The sequence below is a fragment of the Hydrogenophaga sp. genome, assembly GCF_030651625.1.
Taxonomy (GTDB): Bacteria; Pseudomonadota; Gammaproteobacteria; order Burkholderiales; family Burkholderiaceae_C; genus Hydrogenophaga.
Map to the genome: position 1 here is coordinate 56964 of NZ_JAUSCF010000018.1, position 25014 is coordinate 81977.

The 25014-nt window shown below is 64.7% G+C and carries 20 protein-coding genes; 16 read left to right on the forward strand and 4 right to left on the reverse strand.

Translation table 11 applies throughout. The annotated features are described in order from the left end of the window. Window positions 1-161: 161 nt before the first annotated feature. Complete coding sequence (locus Q7V46_RS06945) at window positions 162-1202, reverse strand: TRAP transporter substrate-binding protein (protein WP_304912796.1); 1041 nt, start codon at window positions 1200-1202, stop codon at window positions 162-164. A 184-nt stretch (window positions 1203-1386) separates the two neighbouring features. Here Q7V46_RS06945 and Q7V46_RS06950 point away from each other — a divergent pair, with 184 nt between their 5' ends. Further along, complete coding sequence (locus Q7V46_RS06950) at window positions 1387-2037, forward strand: 2-hydroxychromene-2-carboxylate isomerase (RefSeq protein WP_304912797.1); 651 nt, start codon at window positions 1387-1389, stop codon at window positions 2035-2037. A 24-nt stretch (window positions 2038-2061) separates the two neighbouring features. On the opposite strand, the gene Q7V46_RS06955 is transcribed toward Q7V46_RS06950, so the two are convergent. Together Q7V46_RS06955 and Q7V46_RS06960 are read right to left on the reverse strand one after the other, a co-directional pair. After that, complete coding sequence (locus Q7V46_RS06955) at window positions 2062-3912, reverse strand: AMP-binding protein (protein ID WP_304912798.1); 1851 nt, start codon at window positions 3910-3912, stop codon at window positions 2062-2064. Between the two features lie 147 nt (window positions 3913-4059). After that, entirely contained in the window at window positions 4060-4923 is an 864-nt protein-coding gene (locus Q7V46_RS06960; protein WP_304912799.1) for an amidohydrolase family protein, read from the reverse strand. Between the two features lie 148 nt (window positions 4924-5071). Here Q7V46_RS06960 and Q7V46_RS06965 point away from each other — a divergent pair, with 148 nt between their 5' ends. From Q7V46_RS06965 to Q7V46_RS07005, 9 genes are all read left to right on the forward strand, one after another. Continuing rightward, entirely contained in the window at window positions 5072-5860 is a 789-nt protein-coding gene (locus Q7V46_RS06965; RefSeq protein ID WP_304912800.1) for a crotonase/enoyl-CoA hydratase family protein, read from the forward strand. A gap of 155 nt (window positions 5861-6015) precedes the next feature. Then, window positions 6016-7893, forward strand: coding sequence for a feruloyl-CoA synthase (locus Q7V46_RS06970; RefSeq protein WP_304912801.1), 1878 nt, complete (start codon window positions 6016-6018; stop codon window positions 7891-7893). Continuing rightward, entirely contained in the window at window positions 7890-9137 is a 1248-nt protein-coding gene (locus Q7V46_RS06975) for a thiolase family protein (protein ID WP_304912802.1), read from the forward strand. Before Q7V46_RS06970 ends, Q7V46_RS06975 begins: the two co-directional genes overlap by 4 nt. Before the next feature lie 17 nt (window positions 9138-9154). Further along, the gene (locus Q7V46_RS06980) at window positions 9155-9919 is read left to right on the forward strand and encodes an SDR family NAD(P)-dependent oxidoreductase (protein ID WP_304912803.1); all 765 of its coding nucleotides are present in this window, start codon (window positions 9155-9157) and stop codon (window positions 9917-9919) included. Continuing rightward, entirely contained in the window at window positions 9916-10338 is a 423-nt protein-coding gene (locus Q7V46_RS06985; protein WP_304912804.1) for a thioesterase family protein, read from the forward strand. The genes Q7V46_RS06980 and Q7V46_RS06985 overlap by 4 nt, the downstream gene beginning before the upstream one ends. A gap of 62 nt (window positions 10339-10400) precedes the next feature. Continuing rightward, window positions 10401-11393 (forward strand): Bug family tripartite tricarboxylate transporter substrate binding protein, encoded by a 993-nt coding sequence (locus tag Q7V46_RS06990; RefSeq protein WP_304912805.1) that lies wholly within the window; start codon window positions 10401-10403, stop codon window positions 11391-11393. Window positions 11394-11496: 103 nt separating this feature from the next. Beyond that, entirely contained in the window at window positions 11497-13218 is a 1722-nt protein-coding gene (locus Q7V46_RS06995) for an acyl-CoA dehydrogenase family protein (RefSeq protein ID WP_304912806.1), read from the forward strand. A 51-nt stretch (window positions 13219-13269) separates the two neighbouring features. After that, window positions 13270-13797, forward strand: a complete 528-nt coding sequence (locus Q7V46_RS07000; protein ID WP_304912807.1) for a MarR family winged helix-turn-helix transcriptional regulator — start codon at window positions 13270-13272, stop codon at window positions 13795-13797. 207 nt (window positions 13798-14004) lie between these two features. Beyond that, window positions 14005-14361, forward strand: a complete 357-nt coding sequence (locus tag Q7V46_RS07005) for a helix-turn-helix domain-containing protein (protein WP_304912808.1) — start codon at window positions 14005-14007, stop codon at window positions 14359-14361. 19 nt (window positions 14362-14380) lie between these two features. Here Q7V46_RS07005 and Q7V46_RS07010 read toward each other — a convergent pair whose 3' ends face one another. Next, window positions 14381-15235, reverse strand: coding sequence for a fumarylacetoacetate hydrolase family protein (locus Q7V46_RS07010; RefSeq protein WP_304912809.1), 855 nt, complete (start codon window positions 15233-15235; stop codon window positions 14381-14383). A 140-nt stretch (window positions 15236-15375) separates the two neighbouring features. Between Q7V46_RS07010 and grpE the strand changes: the two genes are divergently transcribed. The 6 genes from grpE (at window position 15376) to Q7V46_RS07040 (ending at window position 24924) form a co-directional block, all read left to right on the forward strand. Next, complete coding sequence (grpE, locus tag Q7V46_RS07015) at window positions 15376-15951, forward strand: nucleotide exchange factor GrpE (protein ID WP_304912810.1); 576 nt, start codon at window positions 15376-15378, stop codon at window positions 15949-15951. A 133-nt stretch (window positions 15952-16084) separates the two neighbouring features. Next, complete coding sequence (gene dnaK, locus Q7V46_RS07020) at window positions 16085-18028, forward strand: molecular chaperone DnaK (RefSeq protein ID WP_304912811.1); 1944 nt, start codon at window positions 16085-16087, stop codon at window positions 18026-18028. An 84-nt stretch (window positions 18029-18112) separates the two neighbouring features. Next, entirely contained in the window at window positions 18113-19243 is a 1131-nt protein-coding gene (dnaJ, locus tag Q7V46_RS07025; protein ID WP_304912812.1) for a molecular chaperone DnaJ, read from the forward strand. Window positions 19244-19502: 259 nt separating this feature from the next. After that, the gene (locus Q7V46_RS07030; protein ID WP_304912813.1) at window positions 19503-20573 is read left to right on the forward strand and encodes a ligase-associated DNA damage response exonuclease; all 1071 of its coding nucleotides are present in this window, start codon (window positions 19503-19505) and stop codon (window positions 20571-20573) included. Continuing rightward, window positions 20570-22237: an ATP-dependent DNA ligase gene (locus Q7V46_RS07035; protein WP_304912814.1), complete on the forward strand. Its 1668-nt coding sequence runs from the start codon at window positions 20570-20572 to the stop codon at window positions 22235-22237. The genes Q7V46_RS07030 and Q7V46_RS07035 overlap by 4 nt, the downstream gene beginning before the upstream one ends. After that, entirely contained in the window at window positions 22234-24924 is a 2691-nt protein-coding gene (locus Q7V46_RS07040; protein ID WP_304912815.1) for a ligase-associated DNA damage response DEXH box helicase, read from the forward strand. The genes Q7V46_RS07035 and Q7V46_RS07040 overlap by 4 nt, the downstream gene beginning before the upstream one ends. Window positions 24925-25014: the final 90 nt, after the last annotated feature.

Below are 25014 nucleotides of genomic sequence, written 5' to 3' on the forward strand. Positions count from 1 at the left end.
TGGGCAAGAGCAGCCTTTCTTGCACCAGACTTGACGGAAGCTGAAGGGGAATTGATCCAGTGACACCGAGGGTCCGGCTCCGCCGGCCCAAGGTGTCGTCCCCCCTCCAAGCCGAAGGCGCAAGAGAGGGTGGAGCCGCACTGCGGCGCAGGGGGGAGTCCCTACTTCGTGTGTTTGGCGATCAAAGCCCGAGCTTCGGCAGCGAGCTTCGCGCCGTCGATGTTCTTGCCCTTCATCTCGTTGACCCAGTCGGTTTCAACCGCACTGGCGGTGCGGCGCCAGCGCTGTGTCTCGGCCACGTCTAGTGCCACGATGTTGTTCTTGGCCTTTTGTGCAATGTCCAGGCCCACCTTGTCGCCTTCGTCCATGGCGCGACCGAACATGGCTGCGAGCTCCACACCCGAGTTGTCGTCGATGACTTTCTTCAGATCTGCCGGCAGACGATCGTAAGCGTTGCGGTTCATGGAGAACGCGAAGGTCTGGGTATACAGGCCGGTGGTGCCGGCGAAGGTGGTGTGATTCTTCACCAGCTCCGTCACCTTCAGCGCGGGCGTCACTTCCCACGGGATGGTGGTGCCGTCGATCACGCCTTTGGAAAGGGCTTCTGTCACCGCAGGCACAGGCATGCCCACCGGCGTGGCACCCAGCTTGGTCAGCATGTTGTTGATGATCCGCGAGCCGCCGCGGATCTTCATGCCGCGCAGGCTTTCCAGCCCGGTGACCGGATTCTTGGTGTGGAACAGGCCAGGTCCATGCGTGTGAGCCGCGAGCAGCTTCACGCTCCTGAATTCATCGGCAGCAAAGGTCTCGACGTATTCGTGAAAAGCCCTGGAAGATGCCTCGGCCGGGCCACTCATGAATGGCAGTTCAAAAACCTCGGCCTTGTTGAAGCGGCCAGGGGTGTAGCCCAGTACTGTCCAGGTGATATCGGCCACACCATCGCGGGCCTGGTCAAACAGCTGAGGGGGCGATCCGCCCATTTGCATGGCGTGAAAGAGCTGGACCTTGATGCGGCCACCGGAGTCGGCTTCGATCTTCTGTGCCCAAGGAATGATGGCGCGCGCAGGGATGACGGCCTGTGGGGGCAGGAACTGGTGAAGTCGAAGCGTCACGGTTTGCTGCGCGCTGGCGTGCCCGGCAAAGAGCCCTGCGGCGGCAACGCCAAGGGCCGCCACGGCGGTGCGTCGTTGAATCAATTTCATGGGAATCTCCTGACGGTGAGGATGCAAACGCTTGAATGGCGCAGAAAACGCCTACATTGCGTTGCGGTGGAAACAGATGGACACTTTGCAGTGTCGGGCGTCCCCGCGCCAGCGCTTTTGTCCTCTTTCAGCTATGCCGCTGCGGCATGAAACATCTGCAGCCAGCACAAACCACGCAAGCCCCGTGCGCGCTGACCAGACCGTGGTTACCATGCCCGACATGACACCGCCAGCACCCCTGCACTTCCATTTCGACTTCATTTCGCCGTTCGGCTACTTTGCGTCCTTGCAGGTCGAGGCACTGGCGCAGCGCCACGGACGCACGGTGGAGTGGCACCCCATGTTGCTGGGTGTGTCGGTGCTGAAAGTGATGGGCCTCAAGCCCCTGCTGGACACGCCGCTCAAAGGCCCTTACACCGAACGCGACGTGCTGCGCTATGCGCGCGAACATGGCCTGCAGATGGCGAGAGCGCCCAGCGACCCGGTGATGAACCCGCTGCCCAGCGCACGGGCGCAGGCGTGGGTGCGACAACACCGGCCGCAACATGCCGGCGCCCTGGCCCAGGCCATCTACCGCAGCTACTGGTGCGAAGGAAAAGACCTGTCGTTTGCAGATACCCTGCGCGCCCTTGAACTGCCTGCCGGCCTGACCGGCGACGAAGTGGCCACGGCCGCGGCCAGCGAAGAAGCGTCTGCGCTGCTGAAGGCCGAGGTGAATGCCGCCATCGAAGCCGGCATTTTCGGTTCGCCCACGCTGGTGGTCGATGGTGAACCCTTCTGGGGCGTGGACAAGCTGGAGCAGGCCGAGCGCTGGCTCGCGCGCGGCGGATGGTGAAGGCGCGAAGGCCGATGCCAACGGTTATGGCGAGAAACGCAGCGTCACCTGCACGGCCATTGCGGCGAGGCCCTGCATCATGCGTTCCTGCAACCCGGCATCGGGCGCGCAACGCAATGTGACGGTGGCGGCAAGCCGCCCGTCCTGCTCCCCGGCCTGCACCTCGACCGGCACACCGGGCGCCCACTGCGCCAGCGATTCCAGTAGCTTGATCTCGACGGCCCGCCAGCGCAGGGCCGGCTTGAACACCTTGCCGATCGCGGTCATGGGCAACGCATCCATCACCACCACGCGCTTCGGGCAGGCGGGCCTTTCGTACACCGTGGGAGCCACCGCCGCCAGCAACGCCTCAGGTGAAAGGTCGGTGCCCGGTTTGAGCGTCACGAATACCACCGGCAGTTCACCGGCGTAGGCGTCAGGTTCCGCCACCACCGCGCACAGCGCCACCGCCGGATGGGCCAGGAAGGCGTCTTCCACCAATGCCGGGTCGATGTTGTGCGAGCCACGGATGATCACGTCCTTGGCACGACCGGTCACGTGGATGCGGCCCGCTTCGTCGAGGTGGCCGAGGTCACCACTGACAATCCAGCCGGCTTCAAACATGCCGGTGTTGCGCGCCACATCCAGATAGCCCGGGCTCACGTGCGGCCCGCGCAACACCAGCACACCGGTCTCGCCCGGCGTGCAGCGCTCATCCAGGCGGGCAGCGCCGTCGCGCCAGGGCACGGCGTGTACATCGGTGTACGGCAGGCGCAGGCCGGTGGAACCGGGTGTGCGCGGCCCCAGCAGCGGCTCGATGCTGACGAGGCCGGCGCACTCGGTCATGCCCAGGATGTTGCGCACGGGAATCCCGGTCGCGGCTTCGAAACGCTGCGCGAGTTCACCGGGCAAGGGCGAGCCGCCCGTGTAGGCCGCACGCACATGGATGATGTCGGCATCCACAGGCACGGCCATCAGACTGGCCAGCACCGTGGGCACGCAAGCCAGGTGGCTCACGCCTTCGCGTTCACAGAACCTCCAGTAGCGTTGCACGAAGCCGGTGTTGCGCATGCCGGTGAGCGTGGGCAGCACCTGGCGCGCACCCACCGCCAGCCAGGCCAGGCCGTAGACGAAGGCGCCGGCCACATGAAACAGCGGAAAACCGTTGACCTCGACCGCGGTTTCGTCAATGTCGTAAAACGCATGTGCCATCCACGCGGTGTGGGCTTCGTTGCCCTGGGTGTGCTGGGCCAGCTTGGGTGCACCGGTGGTGCCACCGGTGTGGAACAAAGCGACCACGCGATCGGGGTGCAGGTCGGGCTCGAACGTGAGCGCTTCGGGCTGCGCGGCCAGCAGGGCTTGCCACATGGGTGCATCCGGATCTGGTGCGACGCCCGAACCTGTCACGCCGATCTGCACCAGAGGCACCGGGCAATGGGCCGCCACCTGCAGAGCCACCGACCACACATCGAGCTCCGCGTTGGAGCCCAGGGCCACCAGCACCTTGGCTCCAGACGCTCGGAGCAGCGCGGCGATGTGGTCGGGCTGCAGCAGGTAATTGATGGGGCAGACCCGACCGGACAGCTGGGCACCCCAGAGCGCTGCATGCGCTTCGGGAAGGTTGGGCGCGAGAAGCGCCACGGCGTCGTCGGGACCGATTCCCATTGCACGAAACAGGTTGGCGGCACGATGGATGCTGGCCAGCAGTTCGCGGTAACTGACACGACGGGGCGGCGTGTCCAGCCCGGCATCGGGCAGGAAGGTCAGCGCTTCGCGCTCCGGGTGACGATGTGCCGCCGCACGGATCAATGCATACGGGCTTCGGTGCGGCGCCACTTCGTCCAGCGGACGCTGTTCGAGCGCCTCGATGTCGGTGAGCGAGGTGAACGTCTTCATGCGAGCACCATCGGTCTGCCCGAGGGCGCCGGTGCGCGCCCTCGTGGCGCGGCGGTGCTTGAAACGATGCGCGCGGGTGCGCTCACTGGACCGCCCTCCGTGCTACGCACGACGGAGCTGAGCGCCTTCGGAGCGGCCGTGCGGCGTTCATGCCAGACCCAGCAGGCGAACGGCGTTGCCCTTCAGGATGCCGGGCATCACCTCGGGCTTGAAGCCCGCCACTTCAAAATCCTTCATCCAGCGCTCGGGCGTGATCAGCGGGTAGTCGCTGCCAAACAGGATGCGGTCCTTCAGCAGCGTGTTCGCATACTGCACCAGTTGCTTCGGAAAGTACTTCGGGCTCCAGCCGCTCAGATCGATCCACACATTGGGCTTGTGCGTCGCCACGCTCAGTGCTTCGTCCTGCCATGGGAAGCTCGGGTGCGCCATGACGATCTGCATGTCTGGGAAATCGATCGCGACATCATCCAGGTGCATGGGGTTGCTGTATTCCAGACGCAGGCCGCCGCCGCAGCGCATGCCACTGCCGATGCCACTGTGTCCGGTGTGAAAGATGGCGGGCAGCTTGTGTGCGTTGATCACCTCGTAGATTGGCCACGCCATCTTGTCGTAGGGGTGGTAGCCCTGCACGGTGGGGTGGAACTTGAAGCCTTTGACTCCTTCTTCCTTGATCAACCGCTCGGCCTCACGCGCACCCATCTTCCCCTTGTGCGGGTCGATGCTGGCGAAGGCGATCATCATGTCGCTGTTCTCGCGCGCGGCCTGCGCAATCTCTTCGTTCGGAATGCGCCTGCGCCCCAGCTTGCTCTCGCTGTCCACTGTGAACATCACCAGCCCGATCTTGCGTTCACGGTAGTAGGCGATGGTCTCTGCGATGGTGGGACGCCGGTCGCTACCGAAGTACTTGTCGGCCGCGCGGTCGTACTCCTCGCCGTAGTTGTCAAACGGGTTCCGGCAACTCACCTCGGCGTGGGTGTGGATGTCGATGGCAATGAGGTTCTGGTGATCCATGGTTGTCTCTCTGTGAAGGGTAAGACCTAGGGAAAACACGGGGGTCAGTCCGATGGACATGCCTTGTGTTAGTTATTATTTATAACCATAATCAGCTTTCGATTCAAGCGCATCAACCCTGAACAGGCGGCCGACGCCGACACCCGACATGCCCATCCATTCAACCGACATCAGCCTGACCCTGCAAGGCGATTCGTCCGAAATTGCCGTCATCACGCTCAACCGCCCGGCCAAGCGCAACGCCCTCAACGACGGCCTGATTCTGGCCATCCGCGACATCTTCCAGGCCATGCCACAGGGCGTGCGTGCCGCCGTCATCCACGGCAGCGGCGACCACTTCTGCGCTGGACTCGACCTATCAGAACTCAGCGAACGCGACGCCGGCCAGGGCCTGCACCATTCGCGCATGTGGCACAGCGCGCTGGAATGTGTGCAGTATGGCCCGGTGCCGGTGGTTGCGGCACTCCACGGGGCGGTGGTGGGTGGTGGCCTGGAACTGGCCAGCACCTGCCACATTCGCGTGGCCGACGAGTCGGCCTTCTTCGCACTGCCCGAAGGCTCGCGCGGCATCTTCGTGGGCGGCGGTGGCTCGGTTCGCATTCCGCGCCTGATCGGCGCCGCGCGCATGGCCGACATGATGTTCACCGGCCGTGTCTACAAGGCGCCCGAGGCCGAACGCGTCGGACTCACCCAGTACCTGGTGCCACAAGGCACCGCGCTGGAAAAGGCCATGGCGCTGGCTGCCCGCATCGCTCAGAACGCACCACTGACGAACTACGCGCTGATGCACGCGCTGCCGCGCATCGCCGAACAACCGGCCGATCAGGGCTACCTCACAGAAGCCATGATGGCCGCGATCGCGCAAAGTGACCCGGAAGCCAAATCACGCGTGCGTGCCTTCCTGGAAGGTCGGGCAAAGAAGGTGAGCAGCGACTGAGGTCGCTCCCCCCGCGCCGCCTTCGGCGTCACCCCCCAGAGGAGGGCGATGTCTGGGGCCGGCGGAGCCGGACCCGCGACATCCTTGAACTTGCAGGCACGCGCGCCGACTGGATCCATGGCAGTTATCAACAAAGACCACTTCTCAGAGACAACATGACCGCAGTGAAGTACCGCCCTCTCACCTTTGGTGTCACCCGCGCCACCCTGCGCGACGGTTCCACCGGCGTGCACTATCTGAGCGCCGATCAGGACCTGCCGCCCTACCCAGCTCGCATCACCGATCGACTGGTGCACTGGGCCGCCACACGGCCCGACCAGACCGTGTTCGCCCGCCGCACGAAAAACGCCGACGGCAGCACCGGTGACTGGCGCCACATCACCTTTGCGCAGGCGCTCGAAGCGGCACGGCGCATCGGCCAGAGCCTGCTCGACCGCGGCCTCTCGGCCGAGCGGCCGGTGCTGATCCTGAGCGAGAACGACCTCGAACACGCGCTCCTGGCCCTGGGCTGCATCTACGCCGGCATCGCGTACTGCCCGACCTCACCCGCCTATTCGCTGGTGAGCCAGGACTTCGACAAGCTGCATCATGTGGTGAAGACGCTCACCCCTGGCCTTGTGTTCGCCAGCGACGCGCAGCGCTACAGCCGCGCCATGCTGGCCACACTGGGTGACGACGTAGAGCTGGTGACGACTCAGGGAACAGTGCCGGGCCGTGCCACCACCCCGTTTGACGCGCTGCTGGAAACGGAAGCCAGAACACAGGGTGGCAAGGCTGTAGACGCGGCCATGGCCGCCACCGGGCCGGACACCATTGTCAAGTTCCTCTTCACCTCGGGCTCGACCAAGATGCCCAAGGCCGTGATCAACACGCAGCGCATGTGGTGCGCCAACCAGCAGCAGATGATGGCGTCGATGCCGGTGCTGGCCGAAGGCCCACTGGTGCTGGTGGACTGGCTGCCCTGGAACCACACCTTCGGGGGCAACCACAACTTTGGCATGGTGCTGTTCCACGGTGGCACCCTGTTCATCGACGACGGCAAGCCCACGCCCGCACTCATGGGCGAGACGCTGCGCAACCTGCGCGAGATCGCGCCCACGGTGTACTTCAACGTGCCGACCGGTTTCGAGGCGATTGCCAACGCGATGAAAACCGACGAAGCCTTGCGCAAGACCTTGCTCTCGCGCGTGCAGATGTTCTTTTATGCCGGCGCCGCGCTGGCACAACCAGTGTGGGACGCCCTGCACGCGGTGCAGGAAAGTGAAATTGGCGAGCGCATCGTCATGGGCACCGGTCTGGGCATGACGGAATCCGGTCCCTTCGGCATTTTCGTAACCAGCCCCAACGTGAAAGCTGGCGACCTCGGCCTGCCCACGCCGGGCATCGTGCTCAAACTGGTGGACACCGAAGGCAAGACCGAGGTCCGCTACAAGGGCCCCAACATCACGCCCGGCTACTGGCGCATGCCGGCCGAGACCGCCGACGCCTTCGACGAAGAAGGCTTCTTCAAGACCGGCGACGCGGTGAAGTGGATCGACGAGACCGACATTCACCAGGGCCTCAAGTTCGACGGCCGCATTGCCGAAGACTTCAAGCTCGCCACCGGTACCTTCGTGAGCGTGGGACCGCTGCGCGCGAAGATCATCGCGGCCGGTGCGCCCTACATCCAGGACGTGGTGATCACCGGGCTGAACATGAAGGAAGTCGGCGCCATGGTGTTTCCCACGCCGTTGGTGCGCGGGCTCAGTGGCTTGGCCGCAGACGCCTCCATGCACGATGTGCTCAACAGCCCAGCCGTGCTGGCGCATTTCCAGCATGTGGTGACCGATCTCGCCAAGACGTCCACCGGCAGCGCGAGTCGCATTGCGCGCCTGTGCCTGCTGGCCGACCCGCCCACCATCGATCGCGGTGAAGTCACGGACAAAGGCTCGATCAACCAGCGCGCCGTGCTGGCGCACCGCGCCGAGACCGTGGACCGCCTGCACGACGGCACGCTGCACGCCATTCTCCAACCCGAGCAAGACAAAGCATGACCACACGCGGTTTTTTCAACGCCTTCGAAGATGTCTGGCTGCTGGCCGGCGTGCGCACGCCCATGGTCGACTACTGTGGCGCACTCGGCCACATATCACCCACCGATCTCGGCATCAAGGCCGCACGCGAAGCGCTGGCCCGCGCGGGCGTACCAGGCGAACACATCGGTTCGGTGATCGCGGGCAACATGGCGCCCGGCGACTTCGACCAGTTTTTCCTGCCACGCCACATCGGCCTGTACGCAGGCGTTCCTGTCGAGGTGCCGGCCATCATGGCTCAGCGCATCTGCGGCACCGGTTTCGAGCTGTTTCGCCAGGCCGGTGAACACATCCAGGGCGGTGCCTGCGATGCCGCGCTGGTGGTGGGCACCGAGAACATGACGCGCAACCCGATCGCTGCCTTCGACCACCGCACCGGCTTCAAGCTGGGTGCGCCGGTGGGGTTCAAGGACTACATGTGGGAAGCGCTGAAAGACCCGGCGGCGGGCATCAACATGATCCAGACCGCCGAGAACCTGGCGAAGCAATATGGCATCACGCGAGAAGAGGTGGACGCCTTTGCTTCGGCCTCGTTCGCCAAGGCGGTGGCTGCGCAGCAGAGCGGCTTCCTGGCTGGTGAGATCGTGCCCGTGGTCAGCGAGAAGTTCGAGCTCGCCGGCTACAAGCCGCGCGGCATCAAGCTGCAGGGCAAGCTGTCGGAAGTGGCCGCCGACACCCACCCACGGATTTCGCCGGTAGATGTGCTGGCCAAGCTGCGCGCGGTGTTCGAGGACGGCGTGCAGACCGGTGGCAACAGCTCGGCGCTGGTGGACGCGGCCGCGGCCTGCGTGGTGGCCTCAGGCAGCTATGCAAAGGCAAATGGCAAGCAGCCTCTGGCGCGTGTGGTGGCCGCATCCGCCGTGGGTGTGCCACCCGAGATCATGGGCATCGGCCCCGCACCCGCCATCCGACTGTTGCTGGAGCGCACCGGTCTCTCGATGAGCGACATCGCCCGTTTCGAAGTGAACGAGGCGCAAGGCGCACAAACCCTGGCCGTGGCGCGCGAACTCGGTATGGACCTCGATCGCCTGAACGTCAACGGCGGCGCCATCGCACTCGGTCATCCGCTCGCTGCCACCGGCGTGCGACTCACCCTCACCCTGGCGCGCGAGCTCCAGCGCAGCGGTCACCGCTACGGCATTGCGAGTGCGTGCGTGGGTGGCGGCCAGGGCATGGCATTGCTGATTGAAAACAAAACCGCCTGAAATCAAAGGACAACACCATGAACATTCAAGGACACGCCGCCCTCGTCACCGGCGGTGGATCTGGCCTCGGTGAAGCCACCGCACGCGAACTCGCGCGCCTGGGCGCCAAAGTTGCCGTGCTCGATGTGAACCTGGACAACGCCAAGCGCGTGGCCAGCGAGATCCACGGCATCGCCTGCCATTGCGACATCACCAACACCGACAGCCTGCAAGCTGCCCTGGACGAAGCTGCCGCCGCCCACGGCCCGGCGCGCATCCTCATGAACATCGCCGGCATCGGCAGCGCCAAGCGCGTGGTCGCCAAGGACGGCAGCCCCGCGCCACTGGAAGACTTTGCCAAGGTGATCAACGTCAACCTGATCGGTACCTACAACGCCAGTCGCCTGTTTGCCGCCGCCTGCGCCAGGCTCGATCCGCTGGAAGACGGCGAACGCGGCGTGATGATGTTCACCGCCAGCGTGGCCGCTTTCGACGGCCAGGTGGGCCAGCAGGCCTACAGCGCGTCCAAGGGCGGCCTGGTCGGCATGACGCTGCCGATGGCGCGCGACCTCGCGCAGCACGGCATTCGCGTGTGCACCATCGCTCCCGGCTTGTTCAGCACACCGCTCATGAAGCAGTTGCCCGAGCCGGTTCAGGCTTCGCTGGCAGCGAGCATTCCGTTCCCACCGCGCCTGGGCAAGCCCGAAGAATTCGCACAGCTCGCGGCGCACATCGTCACCAATACGCATCTCAACGGCGAAGTGATCCGTCTCGATGGCGCTTTGAGAATGGCCCCAAGGTGAGCAAAGTTGTCGTGTACGAAGTGGACGTGATGTTCGGCGACTGCGATCCCGCCGGCATCGTGTTCTTCCCGAACTTCTCGAAGTGGATGGACGCGTCATCGCTGAACTTCTTTGTCCAGTGTGGCGTGCCGCCCTGGCGCGAACTGGTGAAGACGCGCGGCATCGTCGGCACACCGCTGCTGGAGATTCACACCAGGTTCATGCGCCCCGCCACCTACGGCGAACGCCTTCAGATTCACACCAGCGTGACCGAGTGGCGCGAGAAGGTCTTCATGCACAGGCACGTGGTGAAACGCGGTGACGACGTGCTGTGCGAAGGCACCGAGACCCGGGCCTTCGTGATCCACCCGCCCGAGGCACCCGAGCGCATCAAGGCCATCCCGATTCCAGAGGACATCAAGTCCCTCTGCCTCGCATAACCAGAAACCGGTACACGGTTCCTCCGTTTCATTTCAACCACCCTCAACTCAGGAGACAACCCATGAGCACCCGTCGACAATTCATCCAGGCCACCGCCGGCACCAGTCTGCTTGGGATTCTGGGCATGCACCCCGCATTTGCCCAGGCGGTAGATCAGGTCAAGATTTTTTACGGCTTCCCGGCAGGCAGTGCGGGGGACATCTGCGCGCGACGTGTGGGCGATCTTCTGGGAGGCACGGCCTACGCGAGAAACCGCGCCATCGTGGAAAACAAGCCCGGCGCGGGCGGGCGCATCGCACTGGAGTCGCTCAAACAGGCGCCTGCCGATGGCACCGCCCTTGCCATGTCGCCCTTCTCGGCTCTGTCGCTCTACCCGCACATCTACAAAAATCTGTCGTACGACCCGGTGAACGACTTTGTACCGGTGGGAACGGCATCCATGATCCACCATGGTCTGGCGGTCGGGCCCAAGGTGCCCGAATCGGTCAAGAACTTGAAAGACTACCTGGCTTGGGCCAAGGCCAACCCCAAGGACGCCAACTACGGATCGCCCGCCGCCGGATCCACACCCCACTTCATTGGTGCCCTGCTGGGCCTGAACAACAACGTGCCAATGACCCATGTGGCCTACCGCGGCTCGGTGCCCGGTGTGACCGATGTGGTGGGCGGTCAGATTGCCTCCATGGTCACCCCGCACGGCGACTTCGTGCCCAATCACAAGGCGGGCCGCTTGCGCATCCTGGCCACCTCGGGCAAAACACGCTCGCCCTTCGTCCCGGAAGTGGCCACCTTTGCTGAACAGGGGTTCCCCGAACTCACCGTGGAAGAATGGTTCGGCTTCTATGCACCGGCGAAGACGCCCGCCAACCTGGTCGCACTCATCAATGCCGCCATCAACGCCGCCATCAAGGACCAGACCGTGATCGACGCGCTCAGCGTCGTTGGCCTGATTCCTTTCGGCGGCACACCTGAAGCCATGGCTCAGAGCCAGAAAGCCGAATTCGAACGATGGGGCCCGCTGATCAAGCAGATCGGATTCACCGCCGAATCCTGAACTGGCGAGGGGCGGCCGAAGCCGCCCTGGTTCGCCCGCCAACCGATCACGCTCCCCAGGTGACGCACGCGCAGCTTCGGCTGCAGCAAACACATTTCCTACGATGAACGCCTTCCAGCCCCGCACCGACGACATGCAATTTATCCTGCACCAGGTGCTTCAGGCACCTGTGCAGCTCCAGGCTCTGCCCGCCCACGCGGAAGCCGACGAAGCGCTGATGCAGCAGGTGCTGGAAGAAGCGGGCAAGTTCGTGGGCGAGGTGGTGGCCCCGCTGAACCGCAAAGGGGATGAGATCGGTGCACAGTGGAAAGACGGCGCGGTCACCATGCCCCCCGGCTTTCGTGAAGCCTACCAAGCCTTCTGGCAAGCCGGCTGGCCATCGCTTGCCTGCGCCACGGAAGATGGTGGACAAGGCCTGCCCACCGTGCTTGAAGCCATGCTGTATGAAATGCTCAGCGCAGCCAATCACGGCTGGACCATGGCGCCCGGCCTGCTGCACGGCGCGTATGAGTGCATCAAGCACCATGGTTCGGACCCGCTGAAGGCGCGCTACCTGGAAAAGGTGGCCACAGGTGAATGGCTGGCCACCATGTGCCTCACGGAGCCCCATGCAGGCTCCGACCTGGGTCTGGTGCGCACCAGGGCTGTGGCGCTACCGAACGACGACGAGGGCCGCTATGCGCTCAGCGGAACCAAGATCTTTATCTCTGGCGGGGAACACGACCTCACCGACAACATCGTGCATCTGGTGCTGGCGCGCCTGCCCGACGCGCCGCCCGGCCCCAAGGGTCTATCCCTCTTCCTGGTGCCCAAGTTCTTCCAAGATGGAGCCAGAAGCCCGGTGGTCTGCGAAGGAATCGAAGAAAAAATGGGCCTGCACGGCAGCCCCACCTGCGTGATGCGGTTCGACGAAGCCCCTGCCTGGATCGTGGGCGAACCCGGCAAGGGCCTGAACGCCATGTTCGTGATGATGAACGCCGCCCGCCTGCACGTGGGCCTGCAAGGCATCGGCCTGCTGGAGGCCGCCTGGCAGAAGGCCGATGCGTATGCAAAAGAACGGCGCCAGATGCGTGCACCCGGGAGCAGTGCCAAGGCGGGCGAGGCCGACACCATTGAGGCGCACCCGGCCATGCGCCGCATCCTCGATGCGCAGCGCGCCTGGATCGACGCCGGTCGTGTGGTGGCCTACCGCACAGCGCTCGAACTCGACACCCTCAAACACCACCCCGATGCCGAGCAACGGGAAAGCGCCAGCCGCTGGTGCAGCCTGGTCACGCCAGTGCTCAAGTCCGCCTGGACCGACCAGGCCTTTACCGGCGCCAGCGCCTGCCTGCAGGTGTTCGGCGGCCACGGCTACGTGCGCGAATGGGGCATCGAACAGCACGTGCGCGATGCCCGGGTGGCCATGATCTACGAGGGCACCAATGAAATCCAGGCAATCGATCTGCTGCTGCGCAAGGTGCTACCCGACGGCGCCCAGGCCTTGCTGCACCTGCTGGCCGACCTGATCGACGACCTGAACGATGAACCCAGAAACCAGCGGGCCCGCTACGCCATCGATCAGCTCGCGACCTTCACGCGAAAGCAAATGCTGCCCCGCCTTCAATCCACCAGCGCACCCGCCGACACCCCCCACTGGCTGGCCGACGACTTCCTGCGCGCGCTGGCCTTGGTGCTGATGGCATGGGCCTGGGCGCGCATCGACATGGCCGACTCCGGGGACACGGCTCGGTGGTCGGGCGCCCACACCGGTTTCTGGCGCTGGGTCTGGCCTGAATTTGACATGCGCATGGCGACCATGACCGCCACGCTGGGCAAGACCTGAGCACTTCACGGCCAAGGGCGATGGCCGGTGCGAGCACGCTATGCTCTGACCATGCCTGAAACCACCGTAGCCAACGCCCTGCGCCGCCCGCGCGTGCCCCGGAACACTGCCCCGGCACCAGCCGATCCCGGTACGGGGGAAGCCGGTGGGGGCGACATCGACACCAGTTACCTTGAAAGCCTGCTGGGCTACAACGCCCGTCGCGCAGCGCTGTCTGTTATCACCATCTTCTTGCAGCGCATGGCGCCCTACGGTTTGCGCCCGGTGGATTTCTCCGTTCTTACGCTCATTGCGCACAATCCTGGCATCACTTCCCGCCAGATCTGCTCCGCGCTCGACATCCTGCCGCCCAACCTGGTGGGCATGGTCAAGCATCTGCAAAAGCGCGAACTGATCGAGCGTCGCGCCCACCCCACCGATCGCCGGGCCCAGGGGCTGCATCTCACCCCTTCCGGCAAAAAACTACAGCAAGACGCCCAGGCCACTGCGACAAGCCTTGAGCAAGGCGTCACCCACGCACTCACACCAGCAGAGCTCAAGACCTTGATCCAGCTGCTGAAGAAGGTTTACAGGGGTTGACTCAGCGAAGGCGCCAGCCACCCTGAAAGCAGGCCCAAGGTCAATCGGTGTTGATCCGCATGCGCCTGCCGTTGTGCGCAGAAGTGCACACTCACGCGGCATGAACCCGATTGCTGCAGTGCACACATGGGGCGAATGGATAGCAAAACAGGTTTCCTGGCCTATAGTGCATTCAAGCGCCCATTGAAGGCCGCTCAGGAGACAAGCATGAGTGCCAGAGACAACGCCGCCATGGTCCAGTTGCTCGAATTGCTGGAGTGCCGGTATGCGATCCGGGTGGTCTGGGCCTTGAGCGACGGACATCCTCAGACCTTTCGCCTGCTACAGGACAGCGTGGGCGGCGTCACCCCCAACACCCTGAATACACGCCTGAAGGAGTTGCGCGCCGCCCGGCTGGTGGAACACGGCGGCGATGGCTACCGCCTCACCTCCCTGGGGGCAGACCTCGCCAGGCGACTGACGGAAGTACAACGCTTTGCAAGCAAGTGGTCCCAGCAGCTCGCGCGCAGTCACGCCCCCGGCGCGGCCACCTCGCGAACCAGCGCGCCTCGCATGGGGGCGTGACCGGGGAACCCTGAGGTTCTCAGCCCGGTGCAGGGCTGAGGACCACGTTCTGGCGCTGTTCGCCCAGGCCACTGGCACCCAGTGTCATCACATCGCCAGCCTTCAGGTACAGCGGCGGCTTGTGGCCCATGCCCACACCGGGTGGTGTGCCGGTGGCGATGACGTCACCAGGCTGCAGGGCCATGAAGCGGCTCAGGTAACTGATGAGGTGAGCCACGCCGAAAATCATGGTGCGCGTGTTGCCAGTCTGACGACGGACACCGTTCACATCCAGCCAGAGTTCCACGTCCTGAGGATCGCCGAGCTCGTCGGGCGTGACCAGCCAGGGGCCAAGAGGGCAATGGGTGGGGTAGCTCTTGCCCTTGACCCATTGACCCTCAAGCTCCATCTGATAGGCCCGCTCGGACACATCGTTGACCAGGCAGTAGCCCGCCACGCAGGACAGTGCATCGGCTTCATCCACATGCCAGGCCTTCGCACCCATCACCACGCCAAGCTCCACCTCCCAGTCCATCTTGAGCGAACCTGGCGGCAACCACACTTCGTCATTCGGACCGCTGATGGAGCCGCCGTGCTTGTTGAAAACAATGGGTTGGCCGGGCGGCTTGAGACCGGCTTCCGCCGCGTGGTCGGCGTAGTTCAGGCCGATGCCGATCACGTTCCCCACGCCGCCCACACAGGGTGCCAGGCGCCTACCGTCTGGCACCAGGGGGAGGCTGGCCGGGTCCAGCGCCGCCAGACGCGCCATAGAATCAGGGGTTAACGTGGTGCCGGCAATGTCGGCCACCACGCCAGAGAGGTCGCGCAAGGCGCCACTGGCGTCGATCATGCCGGGCTTCTCGGAGCCCGGCAGGCCATGTCGAAAGAGTTTCATGGGGATCCCCGAGTGGAAAGCCCTGATTTTCACCGACCTGCTCGCGTTTGGCTGCCCACACCCTTGAACCCCGGGCTTTCAGCCCCATGTTTCGCGCAGCACCTCATTTGCCCATGTTTTCAAGATACTTCAGATCGCCCATGAGCCAGAACCCGAACCCAGCCGACAACGCCCAACCCGCCGACGCTGCAGCCACCGACCCGATGCACCCGGAAGAAGCCGAAGCGGCTGCGGCCGCCAACGAGACCGACGCACTGGCCGCCCTGACCAACGAAGTGAGCGCACTCAAGGCGCAAAACGCCGACCTGGCCGAGCAGTTCCTTCGGGCCAAGGCCGAGGCCGAGAACACCCGGCGCCGGGCCGAGGAAGAAACGTCCAAGGCGCGCAAATTCGCCGTGGAGAGCTTTGCTGACAGCCTGCTGGCCGTGGCCGACAGCCTGGAGGCCGGCCTGGCCATTCAGGAAGCCACGCGCGAACAGCTGCGCGAGGGCTCGGAAGCCACATTGAAACAACTCAAGAGTGCGCTGGAACGACACAAGGTGATTCAGATTGAGCCAACCGGCGGAACCAAGTTCGACCCGCACCAGCACCAGGCCATCAGCATGGTGCCGGCCGACCAGGAACCCAACACCGTGGTGACGGTGCTGCAAAAGGGTTACCTCATCGCGGATCGCGTGCTGCGCCCTGCTCTGGTGACGGTGGCCGCCACCAAGTGAGGCTGCTGGCGCCTGCGTTGCCGGACTTTTCCAGTCACCGCGCACAGGCCGCCCACACGCAGCCCACTTGAAATCCACACAGTTATCCACATCTCTTCAACAATTCAACTCTTCCTCTCTCGGAGCAAACAAAATGGGAAAAATCATCGGTATCGACCTGGGCACCACCAACTCGTGCGTGTCCATCATGGAAGGCAACACCACCAAGGTGATTGAAAATGCGGAAGGTGCGCGCACCACGCCTTCGATCGTGGCCTACCAGGAAGACGGCGAAGTGCTGGTGGGCGCCAGCGCCAAGCGCCAGGCTGTGACCAACCCCAGGAACACGCTCTACGCCATCAAGCGCCTGATCGGCCGCAAGTTCACCGAGAAAGAAGTCCAGAAGGACATCGACCTCATGCCCTACTCCATCGTGGCCGCCGACAACGGTGACGCCTGGGTGGAAGTGCGCGGCAAGCAGATTTCTGCCCAGCAGGTCAGCGCCGACATTCTGCGCAAGATGAAGAAGACCGCCGAGGATTACCTGGGCGAGCCAGTGACCGAAGCCGTGATCACCGTGCCGGCCTACTTCAACGACGCCCAGCGGCAGGCCACCAAAGACGCCGGCCGCATTGCCGGCCTCGACGTCAAGCGCATCATCAACGAGCCCACCGCTGCGGCCCTGGCCTTTGGTCTGGACAAGCAGGAAAAGGGCGACCGCAAGATCGCGGTGTACGACCTGGGTGGCGGCACGTTCGACGTGTCCATCATCGAGATCGCCGATGTCGACGGCGAGAAGCAGTTCGAGGTGCTTTCCACCAACGGCGACACCTTCCTGGGCGGCGAAGACTTCGACCAGCGCATCATTGACTACATCGTCACCGAGTTCAAGAAAGAACAAGGCGTCGACCTGACCAAGGACGTGCTGGCCCTGCAGCGCCTGAAGGAAGCCGCTGAAAAGGCCAAGATCGAGCTCTCCAGCTCGGCCGCCACCGACCTGAACCTGCCCTACATCACGGCCGACGCATCGGGCCCCAAGCACCTGAACATCAAGCTCACCCGTGCCAAGCTTGAAGCCCTGGTGGAAGAGCTGATCGAGCGCACCATTGCGCCTTGCCGTACCGCCATCAAGGACGCCGGCATCAGCGTGAACGACATCCACGACGTGATCCTGGTCGGCGGCATGACCCGCATGCCCAAGGTGCAGGAAAAGGTGAAGGAATTCTTCGGCAAGGAGCCGCGCAAGGACGTGAACCCTGACGAAGCCGTGGCCGTGGGCGCTGCCATTCAGGGCCAGGTGCTCAGTGGCGACCGCAAGGACGTGCTGCTGCTCGACGTGACGCCGCTGAGCCTGGGCATCGAGACCATGGGTGGCGTGATGACCAAGATGATCGCCAAGAACACCACGATCCCGACCAAGTTCGCGCAGACCTTCTCCACCGCCGAAGACAACCAGCCGGCCGTGACCATCAAGGTGTTCCAGGGTGAGCGAGAGATCGCCAGCGGCAACAAACTGCTGGGCGAATTCAACCTCGAGGGCATTCCTGCTTCGCCGCGCGGCATGCCGCAGATCGAAGTGTCGTTCGACATCGACGCCAACGGCATCCTGCACGTGGGCGCCAAGGACAAGGGCACCGGCAAGGAAAACAAGATCACCATCAAGGCCAACTCTGGCCTGACCGAAGACGAGATCCAGCAGATGGTGAAAGACGCCGAGCTCAACGCCGCCGACGACAAGAAGAAGGTCGAACTGGTGCAGGCGCGCAACCAGGGTGAAGCCATGGTGCACAGCGTGAAGAAGAGCCTGGGCGAACACGGCGACAAGCTCGAAGCCGCCGAGAAGGAAGCGATCGAGACCGCCATCAAGGACGTGGAAGAAGCGCTCAACGGTGACGACAAGGCCGCCATCGAGTCCAGGACCGAAGCCCTGATGACCGCCAGCCAGAAGCTGGGCGAGAAGGTGTACGCCGCCTCGCAGGCCGAAGCGGCCAATGCGGCTGGTGGTGCCCCTGAGGGCGATGCCCAGGCCGGTGGCAGCAAAGCCGGTGCCGACGACGACATCGTCGATGCCGAGGTGAAGGAAGTGAAGAAGGGCTGATTGCCTTCTGATCGACCTGCCACCCACCGCCGCGTCAGGGCAACCTGACGCGGCGTTTGTACTCAACAAGAACCGCATTCCAACATGGCTAAACGCGACTTTTACGAAGTGCTGGGCGTCCCCAAGAACGCTTCAGACGACGAAATCAAGAAGGCGTATCGCAAGCTGGCGATGAAGCACCACCCCGACCGCAACCAGGGTGACGCAGCCAAGGGCGCCGAAGAACGCTTCAAGGAAGCCAAGGAAGCCTACGAAATGCTGTCGGACCCGCCCAAGCGCGCGGCCTATGACCAGCACGGCCACGCCGGCGTCGACCCCAACATGCGTGGCGGCCCGGGCGCAGAAGGCTTTGGCGGCTTCGGCGATGCCTTTGGCGATATCTTTGGCGACATCTTCGGTGGCCAGCGCGGCCAGCGTGGCGGTCGTCAGGTTTACCGCGGCGCCGACCTGTCTTACGCGATGGAAATTTCGCTGGAAGAAGCCGCCGCAGGCAAGGAAAGCCAGATCCGCATTCCCAGCTGGGACGACTGCGAAACCTGCAAGGGCAGCGGCGCCAAGCCCGGCACCAGCGCCAAGACCTGCTCCACCTGCCACGGCCAGGGTGTGGTGCAGATGCGCCAGGGTTTCTTCAGCGTGCAACAGACCTGCCCGCACTGCCACGGCAGCGGCAAGATCATCCCCGAACCCTGCACCACCTGCAGCGGCCAGGGCAAGATCAAAAAGCAGAAGACGCTGGAAATCAAGATCCCTGCCGGCATCGACGACGGCCAGCGCATCCGCAGCACCGGCAACGGCGAACCCGGTCAGAACGGCGGCCCTTCAGGCGACCTCTACATCGAAGTGCGGCTGCGCAAGCACGACATCTTCGAACGCGAAGGTGACGACCTGCACTGCCAGGTGCCCGTGCCCATGACCACTGCGGCCCTGGGTGGCGAGATCGACGTGCCCACGCTGCAAGGCAAGGCCACGATCGATCTGCCCGAAGGCACCCAGAGCGGCAAGACCTTTCGACTGCGCGGCAAGGGCATCAAGGGCGTGCGCAGCAGCTACCCCGGCGACCTGTACTGCCATGTGGCGGTGGAAACACCAGTCAAGCTCACCGAGCACCAGCGCAAGCTGCTCAAGGAACTGGACGAGTCGTTCAAGAAAGGCGGCCACAAGCACAGCCCGAACGACAAGGGGTGGTTTGAAAAAGCGAAGAGCTTTTTCAGCTGAGGGGTTCGGCAAAGTGAAGGGGCGATGGGTGACCGTCGCCCCTTCCTTTTTTGAATCGGCATGAGCACAGCAACGGAAATCTATCGGCCCAGGAAGCCACACCCTGTCCATGAGCGATTTTCGTGCATGGGCTTGGCAATGCGCTGGCAGCACAACACGATCCGAGAAGACCAAACAGCTCTGTTGGAGGTTGATTCCGTAGGGCCATGAGCCGCAGGGTGCTCAACTCACCGCTGCCCTGCTGCACACTGTAGAAAGCATGGCAACGACTCCAGACCTCGTCATCGCCCGTCCCGAAGGCCTCTATTGCCCAGCGGGCGATTTCTTCATCGACCCCTGGCGGCCGGTGGAGCGCGCTGTGATCACGCACGCGCATTCGGACCACGCACGCACTGGCCACGCCCACTACCTGGCACACGCCGACAGCGCGGGCACGCTGCGCCAGCGACTGGGCGCAGGCATCAACTTACAGACGCTGGCCTATGGCGAAGTGATCGAACACCACGGTGTGCGCGTTTCGCTGCACCCGGCCGGGCATGTGCTCGGCTCAGCCCAAGTGCGGATGGAACATGGTGGCCGGGTATGGGTGGCTTCGGGCGACTACAAAATCGAACCCGACGGCACTTGCCCTGCTTTTGAACCGGTGCAATGTGACACCTTCATCACCGAGAGCACGTTCGGTTTGCCCATCTACCGCTGGCCCACGCAGGCCGTGCTGTTCGATGAGATCAACGGCTGGTGGCGTGCCAACGCAGCTGAGGGCCGGGCTTCGGTGCTGCTGTGCTACGCCTTCGGCAAGGCGCAGCGCATCCTGCACGGAGTGGACGTGTCCATCGGGCCCATCGTGGTGCACGGTGCGGTGGAGCCACTCAATGCGGTGTACCGCACAGCAGGTGTGGATCTGCCACCCACGTTTCGAGTGACCGACGCAGCACTCGACAAGGCCGCACTCAAGCGCGCACTGGTGCTGGCCCCACCCTCTGCCCAGGGCACGCCCTGGATGAAGCGTTTCGGCGCCGATGCAGTGGACGCCTTCGCCAGCGGCTGGATGCAGGTACGCGGCACACGCCGTCGCCGGGGCGTGGACCGGGGTTTCGTGATGTCGGACCACGCCGACTGGCCCGGCCTCATGGCCGCCATCAAGGGCACGGGCGCCGAGCACATCCGCGTGACGCACGGCAGCGTGCCCGTGCTGGTGCGCTGGCTCAATGAAAACGGATTGGACGCGCAGGCCTTCGACACCGAATATGGAGAGGAGGACGTGGCAGATCAAGCCACTTCCGAGGCGCACAAGGCAGCGCCAGAGCACGCAGAGGATGAAGGGGCATGAAACGCTTCGCAGCTCTCTACCGCGAGCTTGACGCCAGCACTTCCAGCCGCGACAAGCAGGCCGCCCTGCAGCGCTACCTGCGCGAAGCCCCCGCCGAAGACGCTGCCTGGTCGGTGTATTTCCTGGCCGGGGGCAAGCCGCGCCAGATCGTGCCCACCGTGCTGTTGCGCACCCTGGCGCGTGAAGCCGCGGGCTTGCCCGAATGGTTGTTCGATGAGAGCTACGAGGCCGTGGGTGATCTGGCCGAAACGGTGGCGCTGCTCCTGCCACCCGGCACCGAGCCATTGGAGCGCACTCTGGCCGACTGGCTGGCGCACCATCTGCTGCCGCTGCGAGGACAGCCACCGGAGACACAAGCGGCTGCACTGCAGACCGTGTGGCGGCAAATGCCGGACGATCAACGATTCATCTGTCTCAAACTCATCACCGGTGGGTTCCGCGTGGGGGTGTCACGCCTGCAGGTCACACAGGCGCTTGCGACCGTGGCCGGGGTGAGCACTCAGCGGGTCGCGCAGCGGCTGATGGGCTACACGCACATCGGTGCGAAACCCACCGCCTCTGCATACGGCGCACTGGTGGCGCCAGAGTCCGCCACCGAGACCAACCAGAAAACCAGCGGGCAGCCCTACCCTTTTTTTCTGGCGCACCCGTGGAACGAGCCGCTGGAGCGGTTGGAAGATCTGCTGGGCCCGCCCACCGACTGGCAGGTGGAGTGGAAATGGGACGGCATTCGCGCCCAGCTGGTGCGCCGGGCCGGCCAGACCTGGCTGTGGTCGCGGGGTGAAGAACTGGTGACCGACCGCTTCCCCGAACTGGCCGCACTGGGTGACGCGCTGCCAGACGGCACCGTGATCGACGGCGAGATCGTGGTCTGGCGCAACGACCAGCCTCAACCCTTTGCCGACCTGCAACGGCGCATCGGCCGCAAGACACTGGTCGCCAAACTGCTGCGCGAAGTGCCGGTGGTGCTGCTGGCCTACGACCTGCTGGAGGCCGAAAGCAACGATATGCGTGATCAAGCTCTGCACACGCGTCGCAGACAGCTCGACGCGCTGGTGGCGGAGATGAACCACCCGCAGCTCATCGCCAGCCAGATACTGCAAGGCGACTCGTGGGCCGACCTTGCACAACAGCGCGAAGCCGCGCGCCAGATGGGCACCGAAGGCTTCATGCTCAAGCAGCGCGAAGCCCGGTACGGCGTGGGTCGCACCCGCAACGTGGGCACCTGGTGGAAGTGGAAGATCGATCCGCTCAGTGTGGACGCGGTGCTGATCTACGCCCAGCGCGGCCACGGCCGCCGCGCCAGCCTCTACAGCGACTACACCTTTGCGGTGTGGAATGCGCCGCCCGGTACCGAGGGGCGGCAGCTGGTGCCGTTCGCCAAGGCCTATTCAGGATTGACAGACGCAGAGATGGCGAAGGTGGATGCGATCATCCGCAAGACCACGGTGGAGAGCTTCGGCCCGGTGCGCAGCGTGCGACCCACCCTGGTGTTTGAACTGGGTTTTGAAGGCATTGCCCGCAGCACCCGCCACAAGAGCGGCATTGCGGTGCGCTTTCCGCGCATGCTGCGCTGGCGCGAAGACAAGCCGGTGGATGAAGCCGACACCTTGCAGACCCTGGCTGCGCTGATGCCCGGTACAGCCACCGAGCCTTCGCCATGAAACGGCCCAACGCCACCGTGTGGCTGAACACCCGCGGATGGAAACCCTTTCCCTTCCAGCGCCAGGTGTGGACCGCCATGGCGCGTGGCCAGAGCGGTCTGCTTCACGCCACCACGGGCTCGGGGAAAACCTTTGCGGTGTGGCTGGGCGCGTTGCAGGCTCTCGTCGAGGCGAAGAATCCAGTAACGAAGGCGAACGCGTCCGTTCGCAACGCAAGCGGAAAGACGGAAGGACATGGCGCGCGCGCCAAACCCATCGCCGCTCCGCTGACTGTCGTCTGGATCACCCCCATGCGCGCCCTGGCCGCCGATACCCTGCGCGCCCTGCAGGAACCGCTGGCCGAGATGGCTCCGCACTGGAGCGCCGGCGCACGCAGCGGCGACACCACCAGCGGCGAGCGCAGCGCCCAAGACCGCCGCCTGCCCACCGTGCTGGTCACCACACCCGAGAGCCTGAGCGTGCTGCTGGCGCGGGCCGACGCGGCCGACACGCTGGGCCGCGCGCAACTGGTGGTGGTAGACGAATGGCACGAACTCATGGGCAACAAGCGCGGTGTACAGGCGCAGCTGGCCATCGCGCGGCTGCGCCGCTGGAACACCCACCTCATGGTGTGGGGCATGTCCGCCACGCTGGGGAATCTCGATGAGGCAAGGCATACCTTGCTGGGGCCGGGTTGCAAAGGCGTGCTGGTGCAGGGCAGGACGCCCAAGCGCCTGACCGTGGACACGCTGCTGCCACCCCGCACCGATCGTTTCCCGTGGGCCGGCCACCTCGGGATCAGCATGCTGCCGCAGGTGGTGGAAGAGATCGAACGCAGCGGCAGCACGCTGGTGTTCACCAACACGCGATCGCAAGCCGAACTCTGGTACCAGGCCTTGCTGGACGCGCGGCCCGACTGGGCCGGTGTGATCGCGCTCCACCACGGCTCGCTGGACCGCAACGTGCGCGAATGGGTGGAGGCTGGCCTCAAGAGCGGAGCGTTGCGTGCGGTGGTATGCACCAGCAGCCTGGACCTGGGCGTGGATTTTTCGCCGGTGGAACGGGTGCTGCAGATCGGTTCACCCAAAGGCATAGCGCGGCTGTTGCAGCGCGCCGGGCGTTCGGGACACGCACCTGGCAGACCTTCGCGCATCACCATCGTGCCCACCCATGCGCTGGAACTGATCGAAGGCGCGGCCGCGCGCGACGCAGCGGCGGCCGGGCACATCGAAGCCCGCGAGGTGCCGCGCCAGCCGCTGGACGTCCTGGTGCAGCATCTGGTCACGGTGGGTCTTGGCGGTGGCTTCGTGCCTGAGGAACTGCTCGCTGAAGTTCGCAGCACCGCCGCTTATGAACAGCTCAGCGACGATGCCTGGGCCTGGTGCCTCGCTTTTGTACGTCAGGGCGGCGAGGCACTCGGCGCCTACCCGGACTTCCACCGCGTGCAGCCGGATGCGAACAGCGTGTGGCGCGTGCCGGATGCGCGGCTGGCCAGACGTCACCGCATGAACATCGGCACCATCGTCAGCGACGCCAGCATGGCGGTGCAGGTCGTGGGCGGGGCGCGCCTGGGCCAGGTCGAAGAGAGCTTTGCCGCGCGCCTGAAACCCGGTGACTGCTTCCTGTTCGCGGGGCGCCTGCTGGAACTGGTGCGCGTGCACGAGATGACGGCGTGGGTCAGACGCGCCCAGGGCCAACGACCGGCCGTACCGCGCTGGAACGGCGGCAAGATGCCGCTGTCCACCACGCTGGCCGACGCGGTGGTGGATCAACTCGAGCAGGTGGCGAGTGGCCACCACCGTTCGCCCGAGCTGCGGGCCGCGCAGGACTTGCTGTCGGTGCAAAGTGAATGGTCCGCCGTGCCCACTCGGCAGCAACTGCTGGCCGAAGTGTTGCACTCGCGCGAAGGCACGCACCTGTTCCTCTACCCGTTTGCGGGACGCCATGTGCACCTGGGCCTGGGCGGCCTCATTTCCTGGCGCGTGGCGCGCCACTCGCCCACCACCTTCTCCATCGCTGTCAACGACTACGGGTTCGAACTGCTCTCACCCACCCACACCGACTGGGCGGAGCTGCTGCCACAGGTCCTGCTTGGCCCAGAGAGCGACGAAGACCTGGGGAAGGAAGTGCTCGACAGCCTCAATGCCGGTGAACTGGCACAACGGCGCTTTCGGGAGATCGCCCGGGTGTCGGGTCTGGTGTACCAGGGCCACCCCGGCGAAAACCGCAGCAGCCGGCAACTGCAGGCTTCTTCGCGGCTGTTCTGGGAGGTGTTCCGCCAGTACGACCCGACCAACCGCCTGCTGCAACAGGCCGAGCAGGAACTGCTGGCGCTGGAGCTGGACATGGCGCGCCTGCAGGCCGCACTCGCACGCATGACCACGCAGACCCTGGTGCTGCACACGCTGGAGAGACCCACCCCGTTTGCCTTCCCGCTGATGGTGGAGCGGTTTCGTGAAAAATTCAGCAACGAGAACGTGGCCGAGCGCATTGCGCGCATGGTGGCGCAACTGGAGAAAGCCGCTGGAAGCAAGACACGCAAACATGCACGCCGAAAAGCCCAATGCGCAGAAGGTGACGAGGTGGACGACGTGCAGGCTGTACTGGACACGCTGGACTTCGGCCGCGACCACCCGACTTCCCAGGGCACGGGCGAACGCCGCCCGCGCCGCGAGCGCAAGCCGTCGCGCCCGTTGCCCCCGCTCTGAACTCGCCCGCAGCCGTTGTTCCCCCGCGCGGCACTCGGGTCTGCCCCGTCTGTCACACGCTCTTCCTCCACATCTGCCCAAAATGCAGGC

Bases quoted from the DNA above. Each gene is read 5' to 3' on its own strand.
- Q7V46_RS06945 (WP_304912796.1), bottom strand. From the start codon at position 1,202: ATGAAATTGATTCAACGACGCACCGCCGTGGCGGCCCTTGGCGTTGCC.
- Q7V46_RS06955 (WP_304912798.1), bottom strand. From the start codon at position 3,912: ATGAAGACGTTCACCTCGCTCACCGACATCGAGGCGCTCGAACAGCGT.
- Q7V46_RS06960 (WP_304912799.1), bottom strand. From the start codon at position 4,923: ATGGATCACCAGAACCTCATTGCCATCGACATCCACACCCACGCCGAG.
- Q7V46_RS06965 (WP_304912800.1), top strand. From the start codon at position 5,072: ATGCCCATCCATTCAACCGACATCAGCCTGACCCTGCAAGGCGATTCG.
- Q7V46_RS06970 (WP_304912801.1), top strand. From the start codon at position 6,016: ATGACCGCAGTGAAGTACCGCCCTCTCACCTTTGGTGTCACCCGCGCC.
- Q7V46_RS06975 (WP_304912802.1), top strand. From the start codon at position 7,890: ATGACCACACGCGGTTTTTTCAACGCCTTCGAAGATGTCTGGCTGCTG.
- Q7V46_RS06980 (WP_304912803.1), top strand. From the start codon at position 9,155: ATGAACATTCAAGGACACGCCGCCCTCGTCACCGGCGGTGGATCTGGC.
- Q7V46_RS06990 (WP_304912805.1), top strand. From the start codon at position 10,401: ATGAGCACCCGTCGACAATTCATCCAGGCCACCGCCGGCACCAGTCTG.
- Q7V46_RS06995 (WP_304912806.1), top strand. From the start codon at position 11,497: ATGAACGCCTTCCAGCCCCGCACCGACGACATGCAATTTATCCTGCAC.
- Q7V46_RS07000 (WP_304912807.1), top strand. From the start codon at position 13,270: ATGCCTGAAACCACCGTAGCCAACGCCCTGCGCCGCCCGCGCGTGCCC.
- Q7V46_RS07005 (WP_304912808.1), top strand. From the start codon at position 14,005: ATGAGTGCCAGAGACAACGCCGCCATGGTCCAGTTGCTCGAATTGCTG.
- Q7V46_RS07010 (WP_304912809.1), bottom strand. From the start codon at position 15,235: ATGAAACTCTTTCGACATGGCCTGCCGGGCTCCGAGAAGCCCGGCATG.
- grpE (WP_304912810.1), top strand. From the start codon at position 15,376: ATGAGCCAGAACCCGAACCCAGCCGACAACGCCCAACCCGCCGACGCT.
- dnaK (WP_304912811.1), top strand. From the start codon at position 16,085: ATGGGAAAAATCATCGGTATCGACCTGGGCACCACCAACTCGTGCGTG.
- dnaJ (WP_304912812.1), top strand. From the start codon at position 18,113: ATGGCTAAACGCGACTTTTACGAAGTGCTGGGCGTCCCCAAGAACGCT.
- Q7V46_RS07030 (WP_304912813.1), top strand. From the start codon at position 19,503: ATGGCAACGACTCCAGACCTCGTCATCGCCCGTCCCGAAGGCCTCTAT.
- Q7V46_RS07035 (WP_304912814.1), top strand. From the start codon at position 20,570: ATGAAACGCTTCGCAGCTCTCTACCGCGAGCTTGACGCCAGCACTTCC.
- Q7V46_RS07040 (WP_304912815.1), top strand. From the start codon at position 22,234: ATGAAACGGCCCAACGCCACCGTGTGGCTGAACACCCGCGGATGGAAA.